Source organism: Mycobacterium sp. 20KCMC460 (assembly GCF_022179425.1).
GTDB classification, from domain to species: Bacteria; Actinomycetota; Actinomycetes; order Mycobacteriales; family Mycobacteriaceae; genus Mycobacterium; species Mycobacterium kiyosense.
Map to the genome: position 1 here is coordinate 467,326 of NZ_AP025524.1, position 14,703 is coordinate 482,028.

At 67.7% G+C, this 14,703-nt stretch carries 16 protein-coding genes; 11 read left to right on the forward strand and 5 right to left on the reverse strand.

The features are described from left to right. Window positions 1-44 precede the first annotated feature (44 nt). Complete coding sequence (locus MKCMC460_RS02175) at window positions 45-1,073, reverse strand: fused (3R)-hydroxyacyl-ACP dehydratase subunits HadA/HadB (protein WP_236979571.1); 1,029 nt, start codon at window positions 1,071-1,073, stop codon at window positions 45-47. A gap of 28 nt (window positions 1,074-1,101) precedes the next feature. Further along, on the reverse strand, window positions 1,102-1,386 hold the full coding sequence (locus tag MKCMC460_RS02180) for a hypothetical protein (RefSeq protein ID WP_236979573.1): 285 nt from the start codon (window positions 1,384-1,386) through the stop codon (window positions 1,102-1,104). Here MKCMC460_RS02180 and MKCMC460_RS02185 point away from each other — a divergent pair. The 5 genes from MKCMC460_RS02185 to MKCMC460_RS02205 all read left to right on the forward strand — a co-directional run bounded on the left by MKCMC460_RS02185 (window position 1,385) and on the right by MKCMC460_RS02205 (window position 6,428). Then, window positions 1,385-2,200: an SDR family NAD(P)-dependent oxidoreductase gene (locus MKCMC460_RS02185; RefSeq protein ID WP_236979580.1), complete on the forward strand. Its 816-nt coding sequence runs from the start codon at window positions 1,385-1,387 to the stop codon at window positions 2,198-2,200. The two genes, MKCMC460_RS02180 and MKCMC460_RS02185, sit on opposite strands and share 2 nt — an antisense overlap. A gap of 66 nt (window positions 2,201-2,266) precedes the next feature. Continuing rightward, window positions 2,267-2,497, forward strand: coding sequence for a deoxyribodipyrimidine photolyase (locus tag MKCMC460_RS02190; RefSeq protein WP_236979582.1), 231 nt, complete (start codon window positions 2,267-2,269; stop codon window positions 2,495-2,497). Window positions 2,498-2,581: 84 nt separating this feature from the next. Beyond that, window positions 2,582-3,574, forward strand: a complete 993-nt coding sequence (locus MKCMC460_RS02195; RefSeq protein WP_236984544.1) for a glycoside hydrolase family 6 protein — start codon at window positions 2,582-2,584, stop codon at window positions 3,572-3,574. A gap of 7 nt (window positions 3,575-3,581) precedes the next feature. Next, the gene (locus tag MKCMC460_RS02200) at window positions 3,582-4,772 is read left to right on the forward strand and encodes a cytochrome P450 (RefSeq protein WP_236984546.1); all 1,191 of its coding nucleotides are present in this window, start codon (window positions 3,582-3,584) and stop codon (window positions 4,770-4,772) included. Between the two features lie 39 nt (window positions 4,773-4,811). Further along, window positions 4,812-6,428 carry an adenylate/guanylate cyclase domain-containing protein gene (locus MKCMC460_RS02205; protein ID WP_236979584.1) on the forward strand — a complete coding sequence of 539 codons (1,617 nt, stop codon included), beginning with the start codon at window positions 4,812-4,814 and terminating at the stop codon, window positions 6,426-6,428. On the opposite strand, the gene MKCMC460_RS02210 is transcribed toward MKCMC460_RS02205, so the two are convergent. Then, window positions 6,425-6,835: a YchJ family protein gene (locus MKCMC460_RS02210; protein ID WP_236979586.1), complete on the reverse strand. Its 411-nt coding sequence runs from the start codon at window positions 6,833-6,835 to the stop codon at window positions 6,425-6,427. The two genes, MKCMC460_RS02205 and MKCMC460_RS02210, sit on opposite strands and share 4 nt — an antisense overlap. Window positions 6,836-6,915: 80 nt before the next feature. Then, entirely contained in the window at window positions 6,916-7,527 is a 612-nt protein-coding gene (locus tag MKCMC460_RS02215; RefSeq protein WP_238305275.1) for a hypothetical protein, read from the reverse strand. 194 nt (window positions 7,528-7,721) lie between these two features. Here MKCMC460_RS02215 and MKCMC460_RS02220 point away from each other — a divergent pair, with 194 nt between their 5' ends. From MKCMC460_RS02220 to MKCMC460_RS02230, 3 genes are read left to right on the forward strand one after another with little or no spacing between them, the layout of a single operon-like run. Beyond that, window positions 7,722-8,954, forward strand: a complete 1,233-nt coding sequence (locus MKCMC460_RS02220) for an acyl-CoA dehydrogenase family protein (RefSeq protein WP_236979590.1) — start codon at window positions 7,722-7,724, stop codon at window positions 8,952-8,954. Next, complete coding sequence (locus MKCMC460_RS02225) at window positions 8,955-10,079, forward strand: acyl-CoA dehydrogenase family protein (protein WP_236979592.1); 1,125 nt, start codon at window positions 8,955-8,957, stop codon at window positions 10,077-10,079. It begins immediately after the preceding gene. Between the two features lie 16 nt (window positions 10,080-10,095). Continuing rightward, window positions 10,096-11,073: a lysophospholipid acyltransferase family protein gene (locus MKCMC460_RS02230; protein ID WP_236979594.1), complete on the forward strand. Its 978-nt coding sequence runs from the start codon at window positions 10,096-10,098 to the stop codon at window positions 11,071-11,073. A 94-nt stretch (window positions 11,074-11,167) separates the two neighbouring features. Here MKCMC460_RS02230 and MKCMC460_RS02235 read toward each other — a convergent pair whose 3' ends face one another. After that, window positions 11,168-11,335, reverse strand: coding sequence for a hypothetical protein (locus MKCMC460_RS02235; protein ID WP_236979596.1), 168 nt, complete (start codon window positions 11,333-11,335; stop codon window positions 11,168-11,170). A 99-nt stretch (window positions 11,336-11,434) separates the two neighbouring features. Here MKCMC460_RS02235 and MKCMC460_RS02240 point away from each other — a divergent pair, with 99 nt between their 5' ends. From MKCMC460_RS02240 to MKCMC460_RS02250, 3 genes are all read left to right on the forward strand, one after another. Then, complete coding sequence (locus MKCMC460_RS02240; protein WP_236979598.1) at window positions 11,435-12,904, forward strand: amidase; 1,470 nt, start codon at window positions 11,435-11,437, stop codon at window positions 12,902-12,904. 97 nt (window positions 12,905-13,001) lie between these two features. Continuing rightward, window positions 13,002-13,433: an ATP-binding protein gene (locus MKCMC460_RS02245; RefSeq protein ID WP_236979600.1), complete on the forward strand. Its 432-nt coding sequence runs from the start codon at window positions 13,002-13,004 to the stop codon at window positions 13,431-13,433. A 169-nt stretch (window positions 13,434-13,602) separates the two neighbouring features. Beyond that, complete coding sequence (locus MKCMC460_RS02250) at window positions 13,603-14,676, forward strand: diguanylate cyclase (RefSeq protein WP_238305276.1); 1,074 nt, start codon at window positions 13,603-13,605, stop codon at window positions 14,674-14,676. Window positions 14,677-14,703 lie beyond the last annotated feature (27 nt).

Below are 14,703 nucleotides of genomic sequence, written 5' to 3' on the forward strand. Positions count from 1 at the left end.
CGCGGTCCAGATCGACGGCGTACAGGGCGCGGCTGCCCGACCGCTCAGCGAAAGCGGACGTTCATCGTCGCCAGGCCGAAGATCTTTCTGCCGCCGGACTTCGCGCCGAGGATGATGACCCCTTCGCGCGTGGCCGGATCCAATGCCTTGACGCGCCCGCTGAATTCGATGTCGCAGCCCTCGGCGGCCGACACTATCGCGGGCTGCGACAACCGCACCGCGTAGCGGGTGACCGCGCCCGGGTCGCCCGACCACGCGGAGTGAAAGCCGGCGCCCAAACCCATCGTGAGCATCCCGTGGGCGATGACGTCGGGCAGCCCAGCCAGTTTGGCGAGTTGTTCGTCCCAGTGAATCGGGTTGGCGTCGCCGGCGACGCCGGCGTAATTCACCAGGTCGCCACGCGACAGCCGGGTGTGGTGCGCCGGCAGCTCGTCGCCGACTGCGAGATCGTCGAAATTGCGGCTGCCGGGTCTGCGGGCGCTGTCCTCGGCGATGCGTACCTCGCCCTGCGGGCGCACCGTCTTCACGTAGGCGGCGTTGGTTTCACCGATGTCGAGAATGTTGAAGTCGTGCATCATCGCGTTCTGCACGGCCTCCTTGGTGGTCGCACCGATGTCCTCGGCGGTGACCCCGACCACGGTGGTGTGCAGGGTGTGCACGCGCTCGCCGGCGGCGTCGGTGAAGGTGTTGGTCACGGTGATCAGGTCCCTGCCGGCGACCCTGCGTACCGAGGTCAGTTCGACGTCGACCACCAGTTCGTCGCCCTCGACGATCGGACGGTGTTGCTCGAAGACCTCTTCGGTCTGCACATAGGTGTCGTAACCGATGACCACCGATTCGAACATGCGGCGATTGCAGGCCATGCCCGGCGCCGAGGTGAACGTTATCGGCGCCACCAACCCCGAATAGCCCAGCTCCGCGGCGGCGCCGGCGTCCCAGTGCGCGGGGTGGTAGTCCTGTACCGCACGGGCGTACTCACGTACCTTTTCCCGGCCTACCAAGTACGTGCCGTCCATCTGGTAGTGGTGGCCGACCCGTTCTTCGAGGACGGACGCTTCTGCTGCTGCGGTCATGGATTGTCCAACTTTTCTATCGGCCTGTTCACTGTGCACGGCTGGGGCCGACCACAGCACAGTAACGCGCGGGACCGTTGGTGCTGCTTTCCGCCGCGGATGACGCAGCCGTGAGATGGAAATCGGGCGCCGTCGCGAACAGTTCGATGTGGACCAGGGCCAGGCCGTTCGCCCGGCTTCGGTTGCGTTCGTGTGGGGAGTCGGACCGCTTCGCGCCGGCAAACTCATCGCCGACGGCATAGCCCGGCAGATGAACGGGTAGAACGGTAAACGCCGTCACATCAACGCAGATGCCACGAGGGAGCGCCACCATGCAGTCAGTCAGCGGACTCAATGTCCTGGTCACCGGCGCCGCCATGGGCCTTGGCAAGTTGTTCGCCACCTACGCCGTCAAGGAAGGCGCAGCGTCGGTAGTGCTGTGGGACGCCAACGAGGCCGCGCTGAAGGACACCGCGGCAGAGCTGGAAGCGGCCGGCGGCACGATCCATTACGAGATCGTGGACGTGACGTCGCAGGAACGGGTCGCCGAGGCCGCAGAGCAGGCGCGTAGGACCGTCGGCACGGTGCAGGTGCTGTTCAACAATGCCGGCATCGTGCGCGGCAACGGGTACTTCTGGGAGAACGAGCCGCGCGACTTCATGCCCACGATGGAGGTCAACTCCATCGGCCCGATGCTGGTCGCCCGGGAGTTCCTGCCGGCGATGATCGAGTCCGGTACCGACTGTCGCCTGGTCAACATCGCGTCCTCGGCCGGCCTCAACGCCATCCCCCGCATGGCGGCCTACGCCGCGTCCAAGTGGGCGGCGATCGGCTTCTCCGACTCTGTGCGCCTCGAGCTCGAACAAGCGGGCCACGACCGGGTCAAGGTCACCACCGTCTGCCCCACCTACATCAACACTGGCATGTTCGACGGCGCCAAGGGAATCCTGTTCACGCCGATGCTCGAGCAGGAGGACGTCGTCGACCAGACGTGGGCGGCGATGCTGAAGGGCGATCCGTTCGTCGTCATCCCGTGGACCTCGAAGTTGAACAAGGTGCTCAGCGCGGTGCTGCCGATCCGGGCGCGGGACGCCTACCTGCGGCGGGTTGGCGTCTACAACTCCATGGACGAGTTCACCGGGCACTGAAGTTTGCCGGGCGAATCGCCGGGCTAATCAGCGATTCCACGTACACCCCGGTGCCCAGGAGGTCCGATGCTTCACCAACTCGTATTGGCTGCCCAGGACAATCCCCAGGCGGCGGGTTTCATCCTCAAAGGCATCAAGGGCATCTTCGTGGCCATCGGCAGCGTGATCGCCGCGATTGTCGTCGCCCTGATCGCCGGCATGAAGGGGCGCAATCCGCTCGGCTGGGGGCTCCTGGGGCTGTTCTTCAGCATCCTGACGTTGATCGTGATCATCGTCATTCCCAGCAAGAAGAGTTAGCGCCGGCCCCGCCGGTAACCGCTGAGCAGCGATTACGCCGTTCCGTTACCAATTCTTGACGTTCGGCACTATTTTGCTTTCGTGATGTTCTCAGCTGCCGGGGCTCTCGCCCGTACCTTCGTTCCGTTGCTGGCCGTTGCGGCCCTTGTCGTAGGCATCGAGTCGGTGCACAGCGCGCCGGCGATGCGGTTGGTCGATTCCGGGAACCCGTTGGCCGGTCAGCCCTTCTATGTCGACCCCGCCTCGGCGGCCATGTCGGCGCACAACGCCAATCCGGGTAGCGCACAGCTGGCCGCGATAGCCGGGACGCCCCAGGCTTACTGGCTTGACCAGGCGTTCCCGGCCGGTTCGGTCGGTGGCAGGGTCGCCAGCTACGCCGGGGCGGCGCAGGCCGCCGGCAGCATGCCGATCTTCGCCCTCTACGCCCTGCCGCACCGCGACTGCGGAAGTTACGCGGCTGGCGGGTTCTCGTCGGGCGCGGACTACCGCGCCTGGATCGACAGCATCTCCTCGGGCCTGGGTGGCTCACCCGCGGCGGTCATCATCGAACCCGACGCCCTGGACATGGCCGACTGCCTCTCGGCCGACCAGCGCCAGGAGCGCTTCGATCTGATCCGCTACGCGGTCGACACGCTGACCCGCGACCCGGCCGCCGCCGTGTACGTCGACGGTGGCCACTCGCGCTGGCTGAGCGCCGAGGAGATCGCCAACCGGCTCAACCAGGTCGACGTGGGCCGCGCGCGCGGCTTCAGCCTCAACGTCTCGAACTTCTTCACCACCGATGAGGAAATCGGCTACGGCGAGGCGATCTCGGGCATGACGAACGGCGCGCACTACGTCATCGACACCGGGCGCAACGGAGCCGGCGCCGCCGGTGATTCCGCCGCCAACTGGTGCAACCCCAGCGGCCGGGCGCTGGGCACCCCGCCCACCACGGCGACCGCGGGCGCCCACGCCGACGCCTACCTGTGGATCAAGCGTCCCGGTGAGTCCGACGGATCCTGCAACGGCGGCCCCTCGGCGGGCCACTTCGTCAGCCAGTACGCCATCGAGCTGGGCCAGAACGCCGGGCAGTAGGTACCCGCTGACGTCCCCGCAGCCGGACATCGATCTCACCGACGGACGTTTCTACGCCGACGGCGGGGCGCGTCGCGCGTATCGCTGGATGCGCCAGAACCGACCGGTATTCCGGGACCGCAACGGGCTGGCCGCGGCGGCAACCTACCGGGCGGTGATCGAGGCCGAACGGGACCCGGGGCTGTTCTCCAATGCCGGCGGTATCCGGCCGCACACTCCACCGCTGCTGCACATGATCGATATGGACGATCCCGCTCATCTACTGCGCCGCAAGCTCGTCAATCACGGATTCACCCGGAAACGTGTTGCCGCACAAGTTGATTCGATTCAAGCAATGTGTGATGCGCTGGTCGACGCGGTCTGCGAGCGCGGCACGTGCGACTTCGTGGCAGACATCGCCGCACCGCTGCCGATGGCGGTGATCGGCGACATGCTCGGCGTGGCGCCCGCGGAGCGCGACATGTTCCTGGCCTGGTCCGACGACATGGTGGTGGCGTTGAGTTCGACGGCGTCACCGGAACTGCTGGCCCGTTCGGTGGCCTCGCTGACCGCCTACAACGAGCACATGCACGCACTGATCGGTCAGCGCCGCAGCAATCCCGGCGACGACCTGGTCAGCGTTCTGGTGGCGGCCGAGGTCGACGGGCGCCGGCTGTCCGACGACGAGATCGCCGCCGAAACCCTGCTGATCCTCATCGGCGGGGACGAGACCACCCGGCACACATTGTCCGGCGGGGTTGCCGCGCTGCTGCAGCGGCCCGAGCAGTGGGAAGCGCTGCGCGCCGACCCCAAGCTGCTCGGCGGCGCGATCGAAGAGATGCTGCGCTGGACGTCGCCGGTGAAGAACATGTGCCGAATCCTGACCGCGGACACCGACTTTCACGGCACCCGGTTGCACGCCGGGGAGAAGATCATGCTGCTGTTCGAGTCGGCAAACTTCGACGAAGCGGTTTTCGTGGCGCCCGACGATTTCGATATCCACCGAAACCCGAACAACCACTTGGCATTCGGCTTCGGCACCCATTTCTGCCTGGGCAATCAGCTTGCTCGAATGGAGCTGACCACCATGGTCGGCACCATCCTGCGCCGCCTGCCGGATTTGTCCCTGCCGGACGGTGCGCAGCTCCCGCTGCGCCCGGCGAACTTCGTGAGCGGGCTCGAGTCGATGCCGGTCACCTTCTCACCTGTGTTCGCCTGAGCAACCTCGCCGCGGGCATGTGGTAAGGCTTAACCCACCATGGCCGGCAGAAGCGCACGTCGTACCAACGCACAGCGGCTCGGTGGTGTGCTCGAGAAGGTCACCAGGCAAAGTGGGCACCTCGCGCCCACACCGGACTACGGATCCTGGGTGCTGGGTCGCGTCTCCGACAGCCCGCGCCGTCGCCGGATCCGCATCCAGGTGGTGCTCACCACGTTCGTGTTGATCGCCAACCTGATCGGGATCGGGGTCGCGCTGCTCGTCGTGACGGTGATCTTCCCGTCGCCCAGCGTTTTCGACCACCGGGTCTGGTGGATCACGTTCGTGGTCGCGCCGGCCTACATCGCCACCGCGCTGCTGGTCGGCGTGATCTGGGCTACTAATCGAGTGATGAACAACGTCCGTTGGTCGATCGAGCAGCGCGAGCCCACCGTGGAAGACCAGCGCAACACGTTTTTCGCGCCCTGGCATTTGACGCGGGTGCTGCTGATCTTGTGGAGCGTGGGGGCGGCGCTGCTCACCTTGCTGCACGGTCTGGTGGATGCCGAGTACGTTCCGAAGGTCCTGATCGGGGTCAGCTTCAGCGGGATCGTGGTGTCCGGCAGCTGCTATCTGTTCACCGAGTTCGCCCTCCGTCCGGTGGCCGCCCAGGCGCTCGAGGTCGGGCCGCCGCCGCGCCGGCTTGCCCCCGGAATCATGGGACGCACGCTGCTGGTGTGGGCGGTCGGTTCGGGCGTCCCGGTACTCGGCATTCTGCTCGCCGGGGTGCTGACGCTGACGCTGCGCAACCTCACGCCCACGCAGTTCGCCGTTGCAGTGGTGGTGTTGGCGATCTTCGCGCTGGTATTCGGGTTCATCCTGATATGGCTGCTGTCCTGGTTCACCGCGACCCCGGTGCGGGTGGTCCGGGAGGCGTTGCAGCGGGTGGAGCGCGGCGATCTCGACACCGACCTGGTGGTCTTCGATGGCACCGAATTGGGCCAGCTGCAGCGCGGCTTCAACCGGATGGTGCACGGCTTGCGCGAGCGCGAACGGGTGCGGGACCTGTTCGGGCGGCACGTGGGTCGCGAGGTCGCAGCGCTGGCCGAACAGGAACAGCCCGAGCTCGGCGGCGAGGAGCGGCATGCGGCGGTCGTCTTCGTCGACATCATCGGTTCCACGAAGATGGCCAATTCTCGGCCGCCGAAAGAGATCGTCGCGATCCTCAACCGCTTCTTCGACGTCGTGGTCGACGAGGTCGAGAAACACCACGGAATGGTCAACAAGTTCGAGGGCGACGCGGCGCTGGCCATCTTCGGTGCCCCCCTCTCACTGGAAAACCCTGACGCGGAAGCGCTTTCGGCGGCCCGCGCGATGTCCGCGCGGCTTCGCGACGAAGTGACCGAGTGCGAAGCGGGCATCGGAGTGTCCTCCGGTGTGGTGGTGGCCGGCAACGTCGGCGCCAAGGAGCGCTTCGAGTACACGGTCATCGGCGGGCCGGTGAACGCCGCGGCCCGGCTGTGCGAGCTGGCCAAGGAGGTGCCCGGCCGGCTAGTGGCCACGGCGAGCACGGTCGAACGGGCCGGCGAACCGGAAAGCGGCCGTTGGGAATTGGGGGACTCCACCACTCTTCGCGGCTTCGACGGGCCCACCCAGCTCGCCGTACCGGCTGATTAGACCCAGTCAGACCGGACGTCGCCGTCGACGTAGAGCCAACGACCCTTTTCCCGGGTGAACCTGCTGCGCTCGCGCATGATGTGCCGTTTGCCGCGGTGAACGTACTGAGCACGAAACTCGACAACGCCGTTGGTGTCGTCGCGGGTACCGGCCTCGGTGTCGACGATCTGCAGCCGCCGCCAGGCGACGTCGCTGTCCAGCTCGACCCGTCGCGGCCGCGTGCTCGGATGCCAGGTCGCCAGCAGGTAGCTTTCGTCGCCGACCGCGAACGCGGTGAAGCGCGAACGCATCAGAGCCAGGGCGGTTTCGGCGGCACGTTCGCCGCGGTGCAGTGGCCGGCAGCATTCGAAGTAGCCGGCACCCGAGCCACAGGGACAAGGTCCGTCGTCGGGCGCCCCCTGGTCCATCGGGCAATTCTCTCAGCCCCGACGATCCCGTTCCGCCGCGAGTGCCACGGCGCCGCCTATCGGCCGAGGCCGCAGCTGCGCTAAGCGCTGCAGTCGGTGAGTACCGGCGGGGAGAACGTCACCGAACCCACACCGCCGAGCGTCATACCGTTGTCCGCCAGAGTCATCGTGGTGGTGTACGGGCACGTCTGAATTCCCGTCAGCCCGGTCAGGAATTGGACTTCGTAGGCGTAGAGGAATGAACGCACCAGCTGATTCGGGTCCCACGGCACGTCCAGCGCGAACCCGAGGGATGACGCCGATCTCGCCCCGAGTATCCGCGGGCCTACCTCGCCGATGCCCGGTGTCAGTAAGAAGGGGCTGCCGTCGAGCTTGGTTCCCGACACGCTGGTGCTACGAATCCGGTATCCGGTCGCACCCGAGGGAACCAGCGGGCCACGCGAGATCCTGGTGCTGAACAGGATCGAGTAGTTGGTACCGCCCGCGATCGCGGTCGTGCTGAAGCTGGTCGACGTGAATTGCTGGGGCAGTTGCGCCGCGCAATTACCGACCATGCCGGACGGATCGCTGCACTCGGCGGGCTCCGCTGTTGCGACCGGCGCGACGATCGCGGCGCCCAGAACGGGTACCGACAGCACGGCCCCGCGCACGAATGCGCGACGGGAAACGGCGCGCCCGGAAATCCTTATCAAGGCAGCCTCCCATGGGTTCGGGCGGATCGGCGCCCACCGACGCGACGTGCCGCCATACCGAGAACCTACGCGCACCGGGCGCATCGCTCGACCGCACTGCGGGCAGGGACAAGAAGGGCACCGGCCGAGGCCCGAAAGACCGTGGGCTACGCTTCGCCGATAATCCGCCGCTACGACGCCTAGGCCGGTAACCCATGGATCTGCAGTGGTCAACGGACGAGCTGGACTTCCAGGCCGAGGTCCGGGCCTTCCTCGCCGAAAAGCTGACCCCCGAACTCCGCCGCGCGGGGCGACTGATGACCAGCGTCTACGCCGACCACGAGGCGAGCATGGCGTGGCAGGCGATCCTGCACGAGCGCGGCTGGGCGGCCCCGGCGTGGCCCGTCGAGTTCGGGGGCTGCGACTGGACCCTGACGCAGCACTACATCTTCAGCAGGGAGTCGACGCTGGCGGGTGCGCCGTCGCTGTCCCCGATGGGCATCCGGATGGTCGCGCACGCGATCATCCGGTTCGGCACCGATGCGCAGAAAGAGTATTTCCTGCCGCGGATCCTGACCGGCGAGGTCTTCTTCTGCCAGGGCTACTCCGAACCGGAGGCCGGCTCGGACCTGGCCGCCCTGTCGATGGCCGCCGTCTCCGACGGCGACGACCTGGTGTGCACCGGCGGCAAGATCTGGACAACCCATGCCAGGGAAGCGAATTGGATGTTCGCGCTGGTGCGTACCTCCCGGACGGGCAAGAAACAGCAGGGCATCACCTTCGTGCTCATCGACATGACCTCGCCCGGGATCGAGATTCGCCCGCTGGTGATGACCTCGGGCGAAGAGGTGCAGAACCAGGTGTTCTTCGACGAGGTCCGGGTGCCCAAGGCCAACGTCCTCGGGGAGATCGACGACGGCTGGACGGTCGCCAAGTACCTGTTGGAATTCGAGCGCGGCGGTGGCGCGGTGTCGCCCGCTCTGCAAGTGCTGGCCGAGGAGATCGGCACGGTGGCGGCGAGCCAGCCCGGACCCGGCGGCGGGCGGCTGGCCGACGATCCGGCGTTCGCGCACAAGTTGGCCGATGCGCGGATCCGCGCGGAAGTATTGGAGATCCTCGAATACCGGGTGCTGGCCGCGGTGGCGCAGGGGGGCAACCCGGGAGCGTCGTCGTCGATGCTCAAGGTGCTCGGTACCGAACTGAGCCAGGCGCTCACCGAACTGGCACTGGAGGCGGCCGGCCCGTGGGGTCGCGCCTATCAGCCGCACGTCACCGTGCCCGGCGGCCCCGTCACCGAATTCGAGCCGCCCGCCGACGGTTACGCCTGCGGCGAGCCGTGGCAGGCGGTGGCGCCGCTGCGGTACTTCAACGACCGTGCCGGGTCAATCTATGCCGGCAGCAACGAAATTCAGCGAAATATTCTCGCCAAAGCGGCACTGGGGCTGTAAATGGACTTCAATCTGAGCGAAGAGCAGGACCTGCTGCGCGATGGGCTGGGAAAGTTTCTCGCCGTGCGTTACGACCTGGAGAAGAGTCGCGCCGCGGCGAAGACCGGCGTCGGGTGGCAGCCCGAGATCTGGCGCGGTCTGGCCACCGAACTGGGCATCCTGGGGGCCACCCTTCCCGAGGATGTCGGCGGAATCGGTGGCGGCCCAATCGAACTCATGATCATCGCCGAGTCGCTGGGACACGCGTTGGTGATCGAACCGTACGTCGACACCGTCGTGGTCTGCGGTGGGTTGCTGCACCGCGCCGGCGGGGCGGCGGCGACTGAACTGCTGGGCAGGATCATCGACGGTACCGCGATCGTCGCACTGGCGGCCGCGGAGCCGGAGTCGGGCGACCGCTGGCAGGACGTGTCGACCCAGGCGGCACCCGACGGCGATGGTTGGCTGGTGAACGGCCGTAAGCTGATGGTCATGGCCGCTCCACTGGCCACCCACCTGCTGGTCACCGCGCGCAACCCGGACGACAATTCAATCTCGTTGTTCCGCACCGAAATCAATGCCCCGGGCATCGAAATCCATCCGTACCGCACCATCGACGACCGGCGTGCCGCCGACATCACGTTCAACGACGTGCGACTGTCGGGCGCGGCGCTGCTGGGCGATGCGGGCCAGGCGTGGCCCTCGCTGAGCCGGGCGCGTGACGAGGGCGCCGCGGCGGTCTGCGCCGAAGCGGTGGGATGTATGCGAAAAGTGCTGGCGGACACCGTCGAATATTGCAAGCAGCGCCAGCAGTTCGGGCAGCCGATCGGCAGCTTCCAGGTGCTGCAGCATCGCATGGTGGACATGTACATGGAACTCGAGCAGGCCGTCGCCGCGGTTTATCTCGCGGTACTCAAACTCGACGCCGACGAGGCGACCCGCGCCCGCGCGGTGTCGGCCGCCAAAGCGACCGTCGGCCGGGCCGCGCGGTTCATCGGCCAGCAGGCGGTGCAGCTGCACGGCGGCATGGGGATGACCGAGGAGTTGGCCATCGGCCACTACTTCAAGCGGCTCACCGCGATGCAGTACGAATTCGGCAGCACCGCCCAGCACATCGCGCGATACGCCGAGCTGACCCGAGCCTAGGACCTGGGCGTCCGAAATGCCGGAACCAGCTCGCCCGCAGCGGGTTTCGCTGCTGGGCAGGCAACTGACGGTGCTTGTCTCGACGTTCTACCGGCTGCTGCCGGGCCGGTTGTCGGACGCGGCGGCAGCCGTCACGGCTCGCTTTCTGTATTGGAAGGGGCACGCCCTGCATTCGCAGGTGCTGCAGGACTTCCGCGACAACGTCGACCCCACCGCGCAGCTCTCGTCGCGCAAATGGCACCCGGTCCGGGCCATGTATCGCGCCGTGGTCCGCAATGCCGCCGACGGCATCTGGTTCGTCACCGCATCGCACACGGCGGTGCTGCGCCGCTTCCGGCTCACCGACATCGGCCCCATCGCCAACGCCCTGGAGGTGGGGCGGCAGTCCGGCGTCGGCGTGATCGTCGCCTTCCCGCATCTGGGTTCCTACGCGGCGCTGCCGGTGGTGCTGGCTATCAACGGCGTGCCGACGACCGTGGTGGCGAACCGGCAGCCCGGGTTGATGCAGTGGGTGATCGACCGCGGGGCGCACAAGGCGGGTTTGGAGTTGGTTGCCGTCGACCGCGAGAAGGGCGCCAGTATCACCGCCGAACTGGAGGCCGCGATCCGGCGGGGTCGCGTCGTGGTGATCGCCGGTGACTACTTTCGCTCCCGCGACGAGGCCAGCAAAGGTGTCGAGGTGAACCTGGCCGGCACCCGCCGAACCGTCGGCGCCGGACCGGCGCTGCTGGCGCTGCGGACCGGTGCGCCGATCGTGCCCGGCACGGTGCTGCAGGACGGTTCGCGTCGCGAACCGGTACTGGGGCAGCCGATCTTCGCCGGCGGCCCGATCGGCCGCGACGACCCGCGGCTGGGCGACCTGGTGCAGGTGACGTCGCAGCGCATCGCCGACGCGATGGCGCAGTTCATCAAGCGCGCTCCGGATCAGTGGGTGATGCCCGGTGGGCTGGTGTCGAACTCGATGGGCCGCCGGCCGCACCGCCCCGCTGCGTGAGAAGGCCAACCCCTGCTGCGTCGAGCGGCCCCATATTGCCGGTCGAGGGGGGGTTCGAGCGCACATTTGAGGACGCTCGGCCGAACCCCACGGCTCAGCGCGTGCTTTCGTCCGCGATCTCGTCGTGCGATTGCTGGGAACCCGGCGCGGCCGGGTCGTCACCCTGGTGCTCCAGCAATTCCTCCTGCTCCCGCTGCTCGGGGGTTGCCTCCCGGGCGTCCTTGGGCACCGGCGCCGGGCTGCCGTCTGACTGCTTATCCATGCGAGACCTCCTCGGGGCACTGGAAACGCTCCGGAACCAAATGCCCGAATAACAGCATGCGAAACGGGCTCGCGATCGCGGCGGCATTACGGTCGGAGGATGGACTTCGACGAGTATCGCGGCTACGACGCCACCGGACTGGCCGAACTCGTCGCCGACAAGCAGGTGACCGCGGCCGAACTGCTCACCCTGGCCAAAGAGCGCGCCGAAGCGGTGAACCCCCGGATCAACGCGATCGTGCGCGACATCGAGGCCGATCCCGCCGATCCGCGCACCGGTCCGTTCGCCGGCGTGCCCTTCCTGATCAAGGACCTCGCCCAGGACTATGCCGGGTTGCCCACGTCGCAGGGATCGCGCGCGCTGCAGTCGACGCCGGTGGCGCAACACGCGACCGTCGTCCGCCGCTGGATCGACGCCGGGCTGGTCATCTTCGGCAAGACCAACCTGCCGGAATTCGGCGCGAAGGCGATCACCGAACCCGTGGCGTGGGGGCCGGCGCGCAACCCGTGGAACCTCAACCGCACCCCGGGCGGCTCGTCGGGCGGGTCGGCCGCCGCGGTCGCCGCCGGCATCGTGCCGTGCGCGGGCGCCAACGACGGCGGCGGGTCGATCCGCATTCCGGCGGCCTGCTGCGGGCTGGTGGGTCTCAAACCGGGCCGGGGCCTGACCCCGTTGGGTCCGGCGAGCGGCGAGATGATGCACGGCGCCGCCGTGCAGGGCGTGGTATCCCGGACCGTGCGCGACACCGCGTCGATGCTCGATGTCATCTGCGGCGGCGAGCCGTCTGGTCCGTACCAGCCGGCCGCGCCCGCCGCGCCGTTCGCGTCGTGTGTGGGCGAGGATCCGGGCAGGCTGCGCATCGGGGTTCGGGTACCGTCGGCGATCAATGCCAAACCGCATCCGGAAGCGTTCGCGGCTGTCGAGGCGGCGGTGGGTGCGCTGTCCGAACTCGGCCACCACGTCGACGAACTACCGCAGGCGCCCTTCGACGACGCCGCCCTGGCCCGCGACTTCCTGCTCACCTGGTTCGTCTACCTGGCTTGGGACGTCGATCAGGCCAAGCGGCTGACCGGCGCCGGCGACGAGGCGTTCGAGCGCGACACGCTGATCATGGCGGCGCTGGGCCGCGCCACCAGCAGCGTCGATTATGTGGACGCGGTCGAGCGCCGCCACGAGCACACCCGCCGGCTCACCGACTTCTTCGAGTCCTACGACCTGCTGTTGACACCCACGTTGGCGACGCCACCGCCCGCGATCGGTGAATTCGATCTGCCGATCGCCCTGCAGCGGGCCTCGGACGTACTGATCAAGACCAGAACCGCCAGGCTGCTGCGCTACACCAAGATCATCGACGACATGGTCGAGCAGAATCTCGGCTGGGTCCCGTACACGCAGCTGGCGAATCTCACTGGGCGTCCGGCGGTCTCGCTCCCGCTGCACTGGACCACCGACTCGCTGCCACTGGGTGTGCAGTTCGTGGCCCCGTTGGGTGGCGAGTCGCTGCTGATCCGGCTGGCGGCTCAACTCGAGCAGGCCGTCCCGTGGGCTGAGCGGTCTGCGCCGATCTGAGAACGGTTACGCCTCCGTGGCCGATGCGATATCGGCGTTAAGTTCAGGTTCGCCGTCGACGGGGTATGTCTCCGAAATGCGTTCGCTGGGGGCAGTCATGGGCGAAGTCCGCGAGATGAATTGTGTCGGCGCCGCCGACGCCACCACCGCGGGCAAGTTGCGCCGGGACCTGCAGCGGTGGCTATCGGACGTGATCGACGAATCGGCCGAAGTCACCGACATTGTGCTGAGCGTCAACGAAGCGTTGGCCAACTGTGTCGAGCATGCCTACCGCACCCACGACCGGGTGGGCCAGATCAGGATGCAAGCCAGCTACGACCCCTCGGTGCGGCAGCTGCGTATCTGCGTCAGCGACCGCGGGACTTGGCGCCCCCCGGTATCGCGGCCCCGCACTGACGCCATGGCGTCGCGCGGCATCACGCTGATGCACGCCCTCGCCGAGCGGTGCACCATCAACGTGTGCCCGGAGGGAACGACGGTGTGCATGGATTACGCCCCGCGCGCTGGAACGGACACCTCGGACGGCTAGCCGGCCCGGCGCGAGCGGTAGCCGGGAAGCTCGCGTGTCGGGTCGGTGATTCAGTGTTTGAACTAAACCTGGTTGTGACCGATTAGTCTGCTACCGATGGCGTCGGTAGCGGCGCCATGCGAAGCGACGCTTCGTCCTCGACCTCGGTGGTAGCGATTAAGAGTCAGCAGTGACTACGGTTTTCAGCCGGTGGCGGCGGGGTGATCAGTTCGACTGGCTGTCCGGCTACCTGGCCACGCGCGGGATCAGCGGCGCCACCCGGGCCGTGATGGCGTTCATCGCGGCCTCGATGGTGTTGTGCCTGGTCGCGCTGCTGGTCGGTTCGGACGGTCCGCGGGGGCAAGTGCCGGTCACGATGACATGGATCGCCGTCGCCGCCGGGGTAGGAGGGGCGCTGCTGTGGGTCTGGCGCTGGCCGAACCGCGCGCAGTCGATCATCTTCGCGGTCGCCTGTAACAGCGCGGTCGCGTTGGCCTGCCTGGCCCACCCGAATCCGCTGGCCGCGCTGATCGGGTGCATCGCCTTTGCGACCTTCGGCGCCTATATAGCGTTCTTCCACACCACGGCGTTCGTGCTGTACAACTTCGCGGTGGCCGCCGGCGTCGGGGTCTACGAGGCGAGTCGGCTGGCCCGGTCGGGGCACTTGGCGCTGGCCGGGGTCGACCTGTGGCTGGTGCTCGAGGTCAACATCGCCCTGCCCTTGGCGATCGGCATCCTGGTCCGCGCCTTGGCGGGCGACCTGCTGCGCGCGGACCGCGATCCACTGACCGGCCTGCTGAACCGGCGGGCGTTTCAGCACCACGCCCTGGGCATGATGCTGGCGCATCGCGGCCTCGACGGCCACCTGGTGGTGCTGGTGATCGACCTGGACAACTTCAAGGGGCTCAACGACCGGCGCGGCCACGCTGCCGGCGACAACGCCCTGGTCCAGGTAGCTCAGGCCCTGCTGGCCGCCGCCGACGGGCAGGCGGTGGTGGCGCGCAGCGGCGGCGAGGAGTTCCTGGTGGCCGGCACGTCGGTGGTATGCAACGCCGAGTACCTGGCGGAGCGCATGTGCAAAGCCATCGAAGCCTCGGCCGCAGGGGTGACGGCCAGCATCGGCACCGCCTGCACGCAGCTCGACCACACCCCGCCCGGTGACCAGCAGACACTGCTGGACGCATTGGTCAGTGCCTCCGACGCCGCCATGTACCAGGCGAAGCGTCGCGGCGGCAATCAGGTGCACCACCATCAAGTGTGTTGAACACCGGCGCCCCGTGCCCGCGGCCGG